This is a genomic window from Methylobacterium sp. GXF4, from assembly GCF_000272495.1.
GTDB classification, from domain to species: domain Bacteria; phylum Pseudomonadota; class Alphaproteobacteria; order Rhizobiales; family Beijerinckiaceae; genus Methylobacterium; species Methylobacterium brachiatum.
Genome location: NZ_AKFK01000010.1, coordinates 1 through 13,657 on the forward strand (window position 1 = coordinate 1; position 13,657 = coordinate 13,657).

Below are 13,657 nucleotides of genomic sequence, written 5' to 3' on the forward strand. Positions count from 1 at the left end.
CAGACAGTCGCAAATCCACCCATCTGAGACGTCCGCGCGGCTCCCTCACAACGGCCGATGCTGGCCGAAACCGGCCCATCCGCTTCCAGCGTTTAAAACGAAGAAGCAGACCTTTGTTACGGCCTAGGCCCTCGTCTGAATGTGCCTCGTTGCGGACCTTCCACCCTGCGGCTTCCGATGTCCGAAGGCGAAGTCAGCTCAGAAGGCGAAGCGGCCCTAAAAGCGGCGGCCATGACATCAGCATGTCATGGCCCATTCCTTACGTATGACTTTGAACTGAGATCGGCGCAGTCGGACGATTCATCGGGGCGGCTAAGGCACGCAGAATGGCGTCGAGCCCATCGGTGAGTGCAGCCGGCCCAGGCTGGAGGATGAGCGGCGATTTTATCTCGACGATCCGTCCCTCCGCGACCGCCGGCATCGACGACCAGCCGGGCCGCGACGCGATGCGGGACGGCACTACCTTCTTCCCGCACCAAGACGCCAGGATGACTTCCGGCCGTGAGGCCAACACCGCCTCCGGCGTGACGATGCGGTCCTTGGCGGCCGGCTGCCGGGCGAGTTCGGGGAATACGTCGTCGCCGCCCGCGATGCGCACGAGCTCGGATACCCATCCGATGCTGGAGATCAGCGGCTCGTCCCATTCCTCGAAGTACACACGGGGCCGCGGGCGTCCGTGCGATTGTCCGGCGACCGTCACCAGCCGTTCCTCGTAGCCGCGGGCCAGCGCCTCCGCCCGGTCCCTTGCGTCCACGAGGGCGCCCACCGTCCGGATCATGGCGAGGATGCCGGCCACGTCCCGCTGGTTGAAGAGGTGGACCGCGACCCCGGCCCGGGCGAGGTCGGCGACGATGCCGGCCTGCAAGTCCGAGAAGGCCAGGACCAAGTCCGGCGCGAGTGCCAGGATCTTGGGGATGTCGGCGTTGGTGAAGGCCGACACCCGGGGCTTCTCGCGACGGACCTGGGGCGGGCGGACGGCGTAGCCGGACACGCCGACGATCCGGTCCTGCTCTCCCAGCAGGTACAGGGTCTCGACCGTTTCCTCGGTCAGGCAGACGATCCGTTCAGGCGGGAAGCGGCATGCCCATCCATAGCGCAAGCGACCGCCCGATGTCCGCGGTAGGCCCGGGCATGGCAGTCGTACGAGGAAGACGCCACCCAGCCATTGGCCTCGGGCCCTCAACTCGAAGCCGTAACGCGTAGCGCATGGCGTGACCCGTTACGCGTTACCCTCGGAGTCGCGCGACGCAACGTTCCAGGGCGCCTGCTGCCGGCGGGGCGCTCCCAGACGGGCCGGGGCGCGAATGACGCGGGGCCAACGAGTGTCGCCAACGTCCGATGACGCATAGGGTCGTCCCCGAAACCCCCTCGTGCGCCACCACCGACACGCGACCCGGTCGAGCCGAGCGAAATCAATCCCGCCCGCAAGGGCGATCCTTGAATAAAAGGTCTGGAACGATGCTCTCCCAAGCGGCCGTCCTCCTGACAGCCCTCCTGTTCGGGGGAATGGTCCTGTACTCGTTCGGCTTCGCCTCGTTCCTCTTCAGCGCCCTGCCTGCCGAAGCCGCAGGCCCGCTACTGCGGCGCGCCTTCCCGCACTTCTACGCCTTCGTCATAGGGTGCGCCCTCGCCGGCGCGGCGCTGACGGCCAATCTCGATGGGACCTCCGCCCTCATCCTCGGGCTCATCGCCTTCACGGCCCTCCTGGCGCGGCAGGTTCTCATGCCGGCCATCAACGCGGCGAGCGATGTAGGCAATCGCAGGCGCTTCGGCGTGCTTCATACCGGGTCGGTCCTGGTCACCCTGGCCCACATCGTCGGATCGTCCGCGGTGATCCTCAGGCTTTCCGCATAGGCGTGAAAGCCGATGCGCTCTCGGGAGGTGCGTCGCGGGATAGGCAAGGTCCCAGCGTCCCGCAGGCACTTTACGCGTCCGCATGTCTGGTCGAGAGCAGCGCATCTACCAAGCCCGTACGGTCTGACCCCCGAAGATGCGCGACAAGGGCAGGTCGAGGAAGACGTAGGGGTTGCGGCTTGGCGGCTTGCCGGCCGCGTCCCGACAAACCGGTCGGGTATCTCCGAGGACACCGCCACGTCGCCGGGCTCGGGCGTCGCCGCCCGCGAACGGTAGGCGTCCTGCGTCATCATCCGCAGGGACCGGGCCCACGGCCAGGCGTTGCCCACGTATATCGTCAGGCCGGAGCCCCCATGCTGAACCCCCTCTATGCCGCCTTCCTGCTTACCGTGGAGGCGCAGAAGGTCATCGAGTTGCGGCTGGTGCGGATCGCCTGGGGCGGCGCCGAGGGCCAGGCTGAGATGGTCTCGATGGTCGGCGAGAAGGTGGTCGCCGCGATGGAGGCCGCCAACACCCTGATGGCGGGGGGAAGTCAGAGCGACGTCATCGCCCGCTACAGGGAACTCGTCGCCGACAACACCCACCGCCTGATGGCCTGAGACGGCCCTCCCGAGGGGCGCGGGATCACGTGGGGCAGGCCACACCCCTCAAGCGCCGCCGACCTCATGGCCAGCCGTCTGTCTGCGGTTCCGCGGGCGGGGTGTCGTCCTTTGGAGGCGGTGGCAAATGGGGAGGCGGGACGCGTCCCGGGCTCGGCGGCGTCGGCAGCCCAAGGTCCTCGGTCGGTTCGGGTGCCTCGTCGGTACGGTCCTTCTCGTCGGACATGTCTGATCCCCAGCCCTAGTTGACCTCGTGAACGAGGAGGCCGTCGAGGTTATGACCATCGCGCGCAAACTTATCTACGCCGCATCGAACGGCGACAACTGGTTCCTGTGCGTCGGCAAGAACCCGACGGACGTGTTCGTCCTCCATGAGCCGAACGGTCCCTCAGGCGGGAGACCGTCCCGCGTCGAACTCTCGACTTTCCTCTCCTCCGAGGCGGACAGCCCGGAGCGGCTCGCGCTGCTTGGCGTGATCGGCTCACTCGTCGCGGCCTCCAGCGCCACCGTGCCGGCGTCCCCGTCCGGGCCTGAACCCGGTGCCGCCGGGGCCGAACCGACACCAGGGGAAATGGTCTCGTCGACCTGAAGGCGACGCACCTAGTGGACGCATCGGGCTCTAGTCGACGCTCGCAGGATGCTCCCATACGCAAAGAGGCGCCCGACAGTCCGTCGGACGCCTCTGTCGTTAGACGTTATGGCGAAGCCTGCGACCCGCCGTTCGAAGTGATGTTTCAGTATCCGTAGCCGTAAGCGGGGTATCCGTAGCCATAAGCTGGAGCGTATCCGTAAGCCGGAGCATAGCCGTAGCCGCCGTAATATCCGACCGGGCGGCCATAGCCGTAACCGTAGCCACCGTACGAGTTCGCGACGATGGCACCTGCGGCGAGGCCGGCGATCCCGAGGCCGATGGCTGCGCCGGGGCCGATGCCGCGGCGATAGCCATAACCGCGATAGCCGTAACCGCGTCCGTAGCCGCCGTAGCCGCCGCGGAAGCCCACGCCGCGATATCCGCCGCCATAACCGTATCCGCCATGGCCGTAACCGTAGCCACCGCCGTAGCCCCAGCCGCGGGCCTCTGCGGGTGCCGATGCCAAGAGCCCGAGGCCAAGCAAAGCCGTGGAAGCGAGTGCGATCTTACGCATCCGAAATCTCATGTCGCATGGGAATGGCACCTCAACAGCTCGGGGCGTGCGCCGTTCCAAGGCTATGTGCGCCATGGCACGGTGGGGTGCCCGTCCGATGGCAGATGGCCGCAGCATCGCCGACCAGGATCTCCAGCAAGCAACCATGATGCCTGGGCGGGAGCATCACCCCTCTTCGGCGGCGACTGCGCCGTCCCCGGGGAAACGAGGTCACCATCTGGCCGGTCAGGCTGCGAACGGGGGATCCCGCCTATCCAGGACATGGCTGTCCCGAAGAGCAGCCAAGGCCTCGTCGGCGGCGCGTTGCCCGCTGTCGTGGGCACCGTGGGCGGTCGTGAAGTCGAAGGGATGCGTCGCCTCGCCAGCGAAGAACAGCCGGTTCTCGAAAGGCTGCGCCAAGCGCGAACGCGCCTGCGAGCGACCAGGAAGCGCGCAGCTATACGCGCCGCCTATGGACGCGATCCGGCTCCACGAGGTCGCCGCGAGCGGCCGGATCGCCGACGCCACGTCGCTGCCGAACAGGGCGGCCAACTGCGCCGTCACGAAGGCGAAGCCGTCGGCCGGGCCCTCCTCCTCCAGGATGCGCGCGCCCTCGCCACCGAGGAAGGCCTCGATCACCGGCCAGCCGTTGGGTCGTATGGAATAGGCCGCCGACCTCGGGTCCTCCAGGTTGCCGTAGGCATGCGAGTCCGGCCCGAACGCGGTGTCGCGCTCGATCTCCAGAAAGATCTTCTCGTTGCGCCCGAGGGGAAGGGCGGCGGCCGCTTCTCGCCAAGGGTCGATGCCGCGGGGAAGGCGGATCGCGTCGCCGGCCAGGACCGCGGTCGAGACCGTAAGAACGGCGGCCTTGGCGCGGATGGTACCCGCGCGGGTGGTCACCTCGACGCCGTCCCCAGTCAGGTCGATGCGTTCGGCTGGCGTGGCCAGCCGGACCGTCGCCGAGGACGGCAAGCTGGCGGCGACCAAGGTGCCGTAGCCGAGCGGCAAGTGCCAGTTCTTACCGGTCGAGGCGTCGTCGTAGGCCAGGTAGTCGGTCGCTGAGATGTCCTCGGGCGCGACGCCGCTCATGAAGCCCGCGATGGCCCGCACGTAGCCATTCCAGGCACCGCCCTGTTCCAGGGCATCGCTGGCACGGTCGCTGCCCGAGGCGACCGTACGGAGTCGCTTTTCCCAATCGCCATAGGCCTTCCACGCCGCCTCTTGGTCGTCCTTGTCGTCGGCCAGCGAGGGATGCGCCTTCGACCACGGCGGGTCACTCCGGTCGACCGGGAAGCCGGATGCCTCGGCGATGCCGACCCACGCATTGCGGTCGCCCGAATGGAGCCACTCGCAGCCGAGGTCGAGAGGATAACCTCCGAGGTCCTGGGTATAGGCACGCCCCCCTAGCCGCTGGGAGGCTTCCAGAAGCAGGCACGAGGCGCCACTGTCCACGAGCCTCCGAACCGCACCGATGCCGGCGGCGCCTCCCCCCACGACGATCACGTCGAATTCGCTGGTCATCCGTCCAAGGTGAGGTCGGCCGACACGGCTTCCAAGGTCACCGCGGCCCCGCGGCCTGGCTTCAGGCCCAAAGCCGCCCACCGAGGCCGCCAATCATCGACGTGGGGTGCCGGGCACGACCGACGGGGGCCATCCTAGGTCATCGGACGTCCGGGCGCGTGCACCATCCCGTGACCGTCCGCAAACCTCCGAACCTTGTAGTCCCGCATACCCGGTCCCGAACCGGTAACCTCCAGCGCTCCGGATTGCCCCAGCGCCAGGATGCGCGCGAATAGGAGCTCGTAGCTGCATCCCTGTCCCGGCTGGTCTGAGCCGTCGTCGAGATGACCGATCACGCGGGCGACCAGTTTGATCAGCAACTTCCATTCCCCGGTGGCGAACCCGGTCAGGACGTCGTCGAAATGGGTCAGGGGCGCCGAGACCAAGTACCCGTCCCGAACGATGCGCAGCGGCGCGTTTTCCCGCCGCAGTTTCGCCCAGCGGGCCGTGGCCGGTTCGTTCTCGGCTTCGGTGAAGGGCCTTCTCCCGCTCACGAGATCGGCCGCGACCATCTCCTCGGGACGCAACTGACCCAACGACCATACCGTTGAGGCGGCACCCGGTCGGGGGAAGTCCGAGCCTATCACCTCGACGATGTCGAAGGGGCGCCCGGCCATGCGGGTGACGAACCGAAGGAAGCAAGCGTGCTCCGCCGCGTCGGTCAGGCAGACCCAGTAGACCGGATGGACGCCGGGGTCCGTCGCCTCCGCCCAGGGTACCTCCGGATCGGTGGGCTCCCCTTCCGGTTCGTCGTCCGGCCGCGTGTTCTCGGCGAACCAAATCCGGCGCGCCTCGGGGTCGAATGGTTCGATGGGCCCCACGTCGAGGACGTGCGTCAGTGCGATCACCCGTTCCGCGCGGCCCTGCATCCGCAAGGCCTGCCTGACGGAGTCGGCCCTGGCCGAGCCCCAGGCCAAGTGGACGACCTCCGACGCGCCGGTCACGGCGTACGCCCCGTGGCGCACAGGTCCGCTGGTAGCGGACCCGACGCCTCGAACAGCTTGCAACTGCGCGCGATCTCCTCGCGGATCATCGCGCACGGGTTCACGACGTTGCACGGCGGGTGCGTGGCCGGCGAGGCATCGAAACACTGCGTGACGAGACGCTTGGCGGCAGCGGACCCGATCTCGTCGCGGCACGCCACGGTCCCCTGGCCGGCCTGGGCTTGTGCGAAAGGCGGGACGATGGAAGCGACGGCTACCGCGAGCCATGCCCCTGTCACTCGCAATGCCTTCATCCGAACCTCCCCGCTCGATGCCTCGCCCGGCACTAGGCGCGGCCGGCCCGAACCGGTGGGCTCATTTGCGATGATCGGTCCGACATTGATCCCGGATGTGACCGCAGGGCACGCCGGCTTTTCGAATTGTAACCGTGGTCCTCCGCAGCCGAAATGCCGGTCGCCAAAAGGGGGGCGACGCGGCCGAAATCGTCGTTCGAGGTTTTGCCCCGCCGAGTGGTCTTTCGCCCCTCCCTGTATGGTCGCGCCCTATTCCACCTTCAATCTTTTTGCTGCGGCGGGGCACAGCATCTTGAACTGCTCGATCATCGGCGGGTTACCCGATGCGCAAGAGGTGTCGCCGTCCGGGCCAAGCGGGAAGCGGGTTTTCGCGGCTTGGCGGTCGCCGTACCGGTAGCTAACCGTACCTGCCTTGCAGTTCGCCTGCGCGGCCATGGTGGCCCGCCCCTCGCTGCGCAGATAGTTCGCGACGCACTGGGCTGTCGTCAGCTTGCCGCCGAACTGCTTGGTTTCCCCGCCGGGGTCGCGCTCGCAGTATTCCTGCAAGTCCGCCTTAGTGACGATCCCGCGCATGGTGGCGTGGGTGGTGTCGATGCCGTCGCGCTCGACCACCGTCCCGTTCCAGCCCTTGCAGGACGCGAGGGGGAAGTCTCCGGCGGCCCGTGCTGGTAAGTTAGCGAACGTCAGCAACGCGATGGCTAGGGTCGTACGCCGCATGTGTCGCCCCGGTCCCGGAACTGCCCGTCGTTCGGGTAAGGGCATGTCCCCGTGCCCGCACGGTCAAGCATCACGTCGGGTTATCCACATCCATACAGGGAACGGCGATGTTGCAAGCTTAACCGCTTGGAGGAACCACGGGCCTGTGTTCCACTTTTGTTCTTTGTGGATTCGTGGAGCGCGCGCATGCAGGTCCTGGGTGTCACGGTCGGGTTGCCGACCCCGGTCCCCATCCTCGCCAGGGCGGTCCGCGCGGGCTTCCCCAGCCCGGCGGACGACTTCGTCGAGGAAGAGATCGACCTCCAACGGCTGCTGATCGCGAACCGGCCGGCGACATTCCTCGTCCGGGTGGCGGGCGACAGCATGCTCCTGGCCCGCCTGCACGACGGCGACCTCGCGGTGGTCGACCGGTCGCTGACCCCGCGTAACGGCGACGTAGTGGTCGTAGACATCGACGGAGAGCGCTCGTTCAAGGTCTGGCGGCGCCAGGGCCCGCGGGTCATTCTGTCCTTCGCCAACCCGCGCTTTCCCGAGTTCAGCCTCGCCCCGGACGCGGTTGTCGAGGTGTGGGGCGTGGTGTCGGGGTCGATCAACCCGAGGCGCCGCGCGGAATGAGCCGGGCCTACGCCCTCTCCGACGGCAACAGCTTCTACTGCTCGTGCGAGAGGGTGTTCGACGCCCGCCTGGCCCGGGTGCCCGTGATTGTGCTGTCGAACAACGACGGTTGCGCGATTGCCCGGACCCCGGAGGCAAAGGCGCTCGGCATCCGCATGGGCGAGCCATTCTTCAAGATCCGCGACATGTGCAAGTCGCAGGGCGTGCGGGTCTACTCCTCGAACTATGCCCTGTACGGGGACATGTCGGCCCGGGTGAACACGGTCTACCGGGGGTTCTCGCCGCGCATCGAGATCTACTCCATCGACGAGAGCTTTTTGGATCTCTCGGACGTGCGCGAGGCCGACCGAGTGACCCTGTGCCGGGACATGCGCGAGACGGTGCGGGCGTGGACGGGCATTCCGACCTGCGTCGGCATCGGCGCCACAAAGACGCTGGCGAAACTCGCCAACCACGTGGCCAAGAAGGTGCCCGAGCTCGGCGGGGTGTGCGACCTGACCGATCCGGTCCAGTACGACCACTGGATGGCCCGCATCCCGCCCGAGGACATCTGGGGCGTCGGGCCGGCTAACGCCCGCAAGCTGGAGGCCCTGGGCTGCGAGAGCGTCGCCGACGTGCGCGACCTCGACACCCGGGCGGTGCGCAAGGCGATGACGGTGGTGGGCGAGCGACTCGTTCAGGAACTGCGTGGCATGGCCTGCCTCGACCTGGAGGAGGTCGCCCCGACCCGGAAGGGCTGCGCGGTAACCCGGAGCTTCTCCGACCGGGTCGAGGACCTCGCCACCATGGAGCAAGCCGTGGCCACTCACGCCGCTAGGCTGGGCGAGAAGCTGCGCGCTGGCGGCCTCGGCACCGATCACGTCGCGGTCTTCTTCCACACCTCCGAACACGACCGGGACCGGCCGCAGCGTTCGGTCTCGTCGGTGGTGACCCTGCCGGAGGCGTCAAACGATACCCTGGTGCTCGTTAAGGCGTGCCTGCACGGCGTCCGGAAGACCTGGAGGGACGGCTACCGCTATTCCAAGGCCGGTGTCGTCACCACGGATCTCGTGCCCCTGGCGGCCTCGCAGCGGGCCTTCCCGGGGCTGGGGCAACTAGACCGGGAGCACGGGGCGGCGCTGATGGGTGCCCTCGATGCCTGCAATCGGCGCTTCGGGCGGGGAGTCGTCGTGCCGGGCAGCGCCGGGTTCGACCCCAAGCGCGAATGGTCGACCAAGTTCGAGATGCGCTCGCCCCGCTACACCACCAGGGTCGACGAGGTGCCGGTGGTGATGGCGGCATGAACGATTTACCGGGTGTTCGATCAACAGCAGGTACGGGCACATTAGCGACCCCGTGGGGCTCATCCGAAGGACGTGCGACCTTCCTGGGGCCCGCACGACCGATTCAAGACAGACAAGCCAGTTCGGTCGTTCAACCGCGTGAAGTCCCTTCGGGCACCCATGGGCTTTCATCGCGCATGTACCGCCGTTGCCGAGGCATACCGCGATTTCGCGGCGGAGGTCGCCAGCGACTGACGCAACGCTTGGATGCCCGAAAGGCGAGGCGGCCTTACCGGGACGCCCCGCCTTACCAGCGAAGGGCCTCGATCAGGCTTCGCATCGCCGGTGTGACCTGCCGGTCCGGGTAATAGAGATGGCAGCCAGGGAACGGCGGGCACCAGGAATCGAGCACCTGAATCAGACGGCCGGCCGCGATGTCGTCGGCGACCTCGTCCTCCAGCATGTAGCCGAGCCCGGCCCCGGCCCTAACGGCGGCCGCCGCCAGGTTCCCGTCGTTCGCGATCAATTGGCCGCTCGCGCGGACCCGAACCTCTCGGTCGTCGCGGGCGAACTCCCATGGCAGCAGGCCACCTCCGCCGACCAAGCGGTAGTTCACGCAGCGGTGCGCCTCCAGGTCGGCCGGCGTGTCGGGTCGCGGGTGGCGCACGAAGTAGTCCGGAGTCCCGACCACCACCGTGCGCAGGTCTGGCCCGACGCGCACCGCGACCATGTCCCGCTCGACCGACTCGCCGAACCGGATGCCGGCGTCGAAGCCCGCCGCCACGATGTCGGTCAGCCGGTCGTCGACGATCACCTCCACCGAGACGGCCGGGTGGTCGATGAGGAAGCGGGGCAGCCTCGGTTCGAGGATGGTCCGGGCGGCATAGGGAAACGTCGTCAGGCGCAGGCTACCCGAGGGCTCGCCCCGCCAGTCGGCCAGCGCGTCGAGGCCCCGGGCGACCTCGTCGAGCGCGGGGGCGACGGAGCGCAGCAGCCGTTCGCCGGCGGGGGTCGGTGCGACGCTGCGCGTGGTGCGGGCGAGAAGCCGCACGTCGTAGCGCGCTTCCAGCGCCCGCATCGTGTGGCTGAGGGCGGAGGCCGAGAGCCCCATCTCGGCCCCCGCCCGGGTGAAGCTGCGATGGCGCGCCACCGCCGCGAAGGCCGCCAGATCGTCGAGGGTACCGCGTCGCATTCCTGAGCCATGCTCATAAGCCCTTGCCGAGTATAGCGTCTAATCGCGGCGCCGGTCGCGGATTACCTCTCGCGCTTCAACAGAGAGGCGCGACGATGGACCTGACGCAGTATCGGACCCTGGGACGCTCGGGCTTGGCGGTGAGTCCGCTCGCCCTCGGCACCATGACCTTCGGCGCGGGCCGGTGGGGCTGCGACGCGACCGCTGCGGGCGCGATCTTCGACTGCTACGTCGAGGCAGGCGGCAACTTCATCGACACGGCCGACGTCTATTCGGGCGGCACGAGCGAGACGATGCTCGGCGACATGGTCGCGGAGCGCGGGCTGCGCGACCGTCTCGTCATCGCGACGAAGTCCGGCTTCTCGCGCGCGCAGGGCACGCCGCTCGCGGGCGGCAACAGCGCCCGCAACATCCGCACGGGCCTGGAAGGCTCGCTGCGCCGCCTCAAGACCGGCTGGATCGATCTCTACTGGACGCATGTCTGGGACCGGACCACGCCGCCCGAGGAGGTGCTGCGCGCCCTGACCGATGCCGTCGCGCGCGGCGACATCCTCTACTACGGCTTCTCGAACGCCCCGGCCTGGTACGCGGCCCAGATCGCCACCCTGGCGCGCGCCCACGGCCTACCGGAGCCGGTCGGCCTGCAATACGCCTACTCGCTGGTCGACCGCGGGGTGGAACTCGACGTACTGCCCGCTGGCCGGGCGCTCGGCATGGGACTGGTGCCGTGGAGCCCCCTGGCGGCAGGCCTGCTGACGGGCAAGTACGGGCGCGACAAGCTCGCCGAAGCCGGGCCGGCGGGGTCGCTCCCGGACCGTGGGGGCGACGCGGCTGTCGGCGGCAGCGACGGGCGGCTAAACGGCGACAACCCGTTCGGCGGCATGCTTTTCACGGAGGCCAACTTCGCGGTGGTGGACGTGCTGCGGGCCGTGGCGGAGGAGAACGGCCGGCCAATGGCACAGGTCGCGCTCGCCTGGGTCGCACGTCGGCCCGGCGTCTCGTCGGTCCTCGTGGGCGCGAGCCGCCCGGAGCAGCTCGTTCAGAACATCGGCGCGCTCGACATCAAACTGTCCCCCGAGCAGCAGGGCCGCCTGGACGCGGCGGGGCGGCCGCCGAGCCTCAACCCCTACTTCATCTTCAACCTGCCGATGCCGACCATCTTCGGGGGGCAGGCGGTCGAGGCTTGGCGGGGCTCTCCGGCGTCCTGACGTCCCCGCCATTCCGGATGGAGCGGGAGCACCCACCCTTTGCAGAAGCTGGGAACCTCCACTTGCGGGCTGGCTGGCGAGGCAGTGATGCGGTCGTCCATGCCGCCTCGCCGGGCGACGCAAACACGGCAGCTTACGACGAGACGGCGGCGTGCGCGATCATCGGCGAGCTCCGCGGAACGTCCAAGCGGTTCATCTATACGAGTGGCTGCCTGGTCTACGGACCGACCGGCGACACACCCGCGACCGAGGGCAGTCCGCTGAGGGCGCTCGAACTCGTCCGCTTCCGCGAAGCCCTCGAACGGGAGATCCTCGACACGGCAGGCGACGGGATCCACCCGGTCGTGATCCGGCCGGGTTGGGTCTACGGCAACCGGGGCGGCACCGCGATGATGATGGTCTGCGCGGCTGCGGAGCACGGCGTGGCGCGCTACGTCGGCGACGGACGGAACCGCTGGACGACGGTGCACGCCGACGACCTCGCCGACCTCTACGCGCTCGCGCTCGAACGGGCACCGGCAGGTTCGGTCTTCAACGGCGTCCACGGAGCGGCGACCACTCTCATCGAAATCGCGCGAGCGGCAAGCGAGGCGGCTGGTGCCGGGGGGCGGGTGGAAGCATGGACGCTCGAAGACGCGCGTTCGGTGCTTTGGGCGTTCGCCGACGCCATAGCGTGCGATCAGGTCATCTCCGGGGAGAAGGCGGAGCGCGAACTCGGTTGGCGTCCGTCTCGCCGCTCCATCATCGACGAACTGCGGTCCTACCGGTCGGCAACCGACTGAGGCCGGCCGGTATCCGCCCCAAGCACTTGGCGGCCCCGCCTCGGCGACCTTAAAGCGCGCCCTCGGCGAGCAGCTCGCGGGTACGCTTCAGCGTCGACAGCAGCGCGGCCTTGTAGCCCTTGCTGCCGTCGAACTGCGCCTGCTCGGCCTGCTCCTCGGGACCGCCCGGTTCCTTCCCGCGCAGGCCGAGGTAGCAGTAGAACTGAAGCTGCAGCGCGCCCTCCTCGTCCTCGAACAGCTCGTTGACGATGGCCCCTTCCCGCGGGCCGGTGGCCTGGAAGAAGGTCACCTTGGCCCCGGGCTCGAAGGCGATGATCTCGCGCAGGTCGACACCCCCGATGGTGGCCTCGCGCACGAGGTGGGTGGCACTTTCCTCCACGACGTCGCACCGACTGCAGAGCCCCGGCGGCAGGAACTGGCGGGCGTCGCGGGCCTTGAGGACGAGGCCCGCCCAGGCCTGCGTGCGGGTCAGGGGAGCCTCCCCGTCCGGGTTCACTGGGACGGTTGCGGTCGAGTAGATCATGACGATGGGCCTTCTGATGGAGGTTGAGTGACGCTTGGGCGTCAGGCGGTCGCGATCTCGGCGGCGAGCGCGCGGTAGGTGCGCAGCGGGCGGCCCAGGAGCGTGGTGAGACGCTCAACGTCGCCGGCCTCCGGGACCATGCCGTCGGTCAAGAAGCGCTCGGCCATCAGGCGCATGTCGTAGGCCATCCAGCCCGGCATGAACTGCCGGAGGTTCCGCTCGAACCCGGCGGTGTCGTCCCCGCCATAGGCGATGGGGCGGCCAAGCACCTCCGACCAGATCGCGGCCACGCCCTCGCCCGTCAGCGTCTCGGGCCCGACGACGTTGATCCGGTCCAGGGGAAACGGCCCGTCGGCCCGCTCCCGGCGGATGAGTTCGAGGGCGGCGACCTCGCCAAGGTCGCGCGCGTCGACCATGGCCAAACCCCTGGCGCCGATGGGCATGGGGTAGACGCCGTGCTGCAGGACGACGTCCTTGACCGTCATCTCGTTGCTCATGAAGTAGGCGGGGCGCAGGATCGTGGCCTCGAAGCCCATCGCCTCGATCATCCGCTCGACGCCGAACTTGCCCGCGAAGTGGGGCACGTTCACGTAGACGTCGCTGTGGATCACCGACAGGTAGACGACCCGCTTGATCCCGGCTTCCCGGGCGACGTTGAGAGCAATCAGCGCCTGGGTGAATTCATCGGGCACCACGGCGTTGAGCAGGAAGAGCGTGGAGACGCCCTGGAAGGCGCCGCGAAGGGCGTCGACGTCGAGCAGGTCGCCCTGCGCCAGGGCCACGCCAGCCGGAAGTCCCGCTTTGGCCGGATCGCGGACGAGGGCGCGGACGTCGGCACCGCGCTTCGCGAGATTGTCGACGACATGGCGGCCGATGGTGCCGGTGGCGCCGGTGACGAGGATGGTCATGGAGTTTCTCCGGGTTGCTGCTGCTGACAGGCCGGAAATTAGCGATCCACGTTCTTACCGATAGACGCTATATCTG

Annotated in this window: 16 protein-coding genes; 7 read left to right on the forward strand and 9 right to left on the reverse strand. The window is 68.5% G+C overall.

What is annotated here, in order from left to right; all coding sequences use genetic code 11:
* Nucleotides 1-259: 259 nt before the first annotated feature.
* Nucleotides 260-1,099, reverse strand: coding sequence for a cobalamin-binding protein (locus WYO_RS01560; RefSeq protein WP_007558238.1), 840 nt, complete (start codon nucleotides 1,097-1,099; stop codon nucleotides 260-262).
* 359 nt (nucleotides 1,100-1,458) lie between these two features.
* Between WYO_RS01560 and WYO_RS01565 the strand changes: the two genes are divergently transcribed.
* The 3 genes from WYO_RS01565 to WYO_RS01575 all read left to right on the forward strand — a co-directional run bounded on the left by WYO_RS01565 (nucleotide 1,459) and on the right by WYO_RS01575 (nucleotide 3,042).
* Entirely contained in the window at nucleotides 1,459-1,854 is a 396-nt protein-coding gene (locus WYO_RS01565; RefSeq protein WP_007558240.1) for a DUF4149 domain-containing protein, read from the forward strand.
* A 353-nt stretch (nucleotides 1,855-2,207) separates the two neighbouring features.
* Nucleotides 2,208-2,453 carry a hypothetical protein gene (locus tag WYO_RS01570; protein ID WP_007558241.1) on the forward strand — a complete coding sequence of 82 codons (246 nt, stop codon included), beginning with the start codon at nucleotides 2,208-2,210 and terminating at the stop codon, nucleotides 2,451-2,453.
* A 277-nt stretch (nucleotides 2,454-2,730) separates the two neighbouring features.
* Nucleotides 2,731-3,042, forward strand: coding sequence for a hypothetical protein (locus tag WYO_RS01575; protein WP_007558242.1), 312 nt, complete (start codon nucleotides 2,731-2,733; stop codon nucleotides 3,040-3,042).
* A 145-nt stretch (nucleotides 3,043-3,187) separates the two neighbouring features.
* On the opposite strand, the gene WYO_RS01580 is transcribed toward WYO_RS01575, so the two are convergent.
* The 5 genes from WYO_RS01580 to WYO_RS01600 all read right to left on the reverse strand — a co-directional run bounded on the left by WYO_RS01580 (nucleotide 3,188) and on the right by WYO_RS01600 (nucleotide 7,091).
* A complete protein-coding gene (locus WYO_RS01580; RefSeq protein ID WP_007558243.1) occupies nucleotides 3,188-3,598 on the reverse strand; it encodes a hypothetical protein in 411 nt (136 codons plus the stop codon).
* 225 nt (nucleotides 3,599-3,823) lie between these two features.
* Nucleotides 3,824-5,098 carry an NAD(P)/FAD-dependent oxidoreductase gene (locus WYO_RS01585; RefSeq protein WP_007558244.1) on the reverse strand — a complete coding sequence of 425 codons (1,275 nt, stop codon included), beginning with the start codon at nucleotides 5,096-5,098 and terminating at the stop codon, nucleotides 3,824-3,826.
* A 134-nt stretch (nucleotides 5,099-5,232) separates the two neighbouring features.
* Complete coding sequence (locus WYO_RS01590) at nucleotides 5,233-6,054, reverse strand: DUF3658 domain-containing protein (protein WP_230368065.1); 822 nt, start codon at nucleotides 6,052-6,054, stop codon at nucleotides 5,233-5,235.
* A gap of 23 nt (nucleotides 6,055-6,077) precedes the next feature.
* Nucleotides 6,078-6,374, reverse strand: a complete 297-nt coding sequence (locus tag WYO_RS01595) for a hypothetical protein (RefSeq protein ID WP_007558246.1) — start codon at nucleotides 6,372-6,374, stop codon at nucleotides 6,078-6,080.
* A 249-nt stretch (nucleotides 6,375-6,623) separates the two neighbouring features.
* The gene (locus WYO_RS01600) at nucleotides 6,624-7,091 is read right to left on the reverse strand and encodes a hypothetical protein (protein ID WP_007558247.1); all 468 of its coding nucleotides are present in this window, start codon (nucleotides 7,089-7,091) and stop codon (nucleotides 6,624-6,626) included.
* A gap of 186 nt (nucleotides 7,092-7,277) precedes the next feature.
* Between WYO_RS01600 and umuD the strand changes: the two genes are divergently transcribed.
* The gene (gene umuD / locus WYO_RS01605; protein WP_007558248.1) at nucleotides 7,278-7,706 is read left to right on the forward strand and encodes a translesion error-prone DNA polymerase V autoproteolytic subunit; all 429 of its coding nucleotides are present in this window, start codon (nucleotides 7,278-7,280) and stop codon (nucleotides 7,704-7,706) included.
* Entirely contained in the window at nucleotides 7,703-8,989 is a 1,287-nt protein-coding gene (locus WYO_RS01610) for a Y-family DNA polymerase (RefSeq protein WP_007558256.1), read from the forward strand. The genes umuD and WYO_RS01610 overlap by 4 nt, the downstream gene beginning before the upstream one ends.
* A gap of 286 nt (nucleotides 8,990-9,275) precedes the next feature.
* Here the strand turns inward: WYO_RS01610 and WYO_RS01615 are convergent, their stop codons facing one another.
* Complete coding sequence (locus WYO_RS01615; protein ID WP_007558258.1) at nucleotides 9,276-10,160, reverse strand: LysR substrate-binding domain-containing protein; 885 nt, start codon at nucleotides 10,158-10,160, stop codon at nucleotides 9,276-9,278.
* Between the two features lie 95 nt (nucleotides 10,161-10,255).
* On the opposite strand from WYO_RS01615, the gene WYO_RS01620 reads away from it, so the two are divergent.
* Nucleotides 10,256-11,368: an aldo/keto reductase gene (locus WYO_RS01620; protein ID WP_007558260.1), complete on the forward strand. Its 1,113-nt coding sequence runs from the start codon at nucleotides 10,256-10,258 to the stop codon at nucleotides 11,366-11,368.
* A gap of 62 nt (nucleotides 11,369-11,430) precedes the next feature.
* Entirely contained in the window at nucleotides 11,431-12,150 is a 720-nt protein-coding gene (locus WYO_RS01625) for an NAD-dependent epimerase/dehydratase family protein (protein WP_052311398.1), read from the forward strand.
* A gap of 49 nt (nucleotides 12,151-12,199) precedes the next feature.
* Here the strand turns inward: WYO_RS01625 and WYO_RS01630 are convergent, their stop codons facing one another.
* Together WYO_RS01630 and WYO_RS01635 are read right to left on the reverse strand one after the other, a co-directional pair.
* Entirely contained in the window at nucleotides 12,200-12,673 is a 474-nt protein-coding gene (locus tag WYO_RS01630; RefSeq protein WP_007558262.1) for an SRPBCC family protein, read from the reverse strand.
* 41 nt (nucleotides 12,674-12,714) lie between these two features.
* Nucleotides 12,715-13,581: an NmrA/HSCARG family protein gene (locus WYO_RS01635; protein WP_007558263.1), complete on the reverse strand. Its 867-nt coding sequence runs from the start codon at nucleotides 13,579-13,581 to the stop codon at nucleotides 12,715-12,717.
* Nucleotides 13,582-13,657 lie beyond the last annotated feature (76 nt).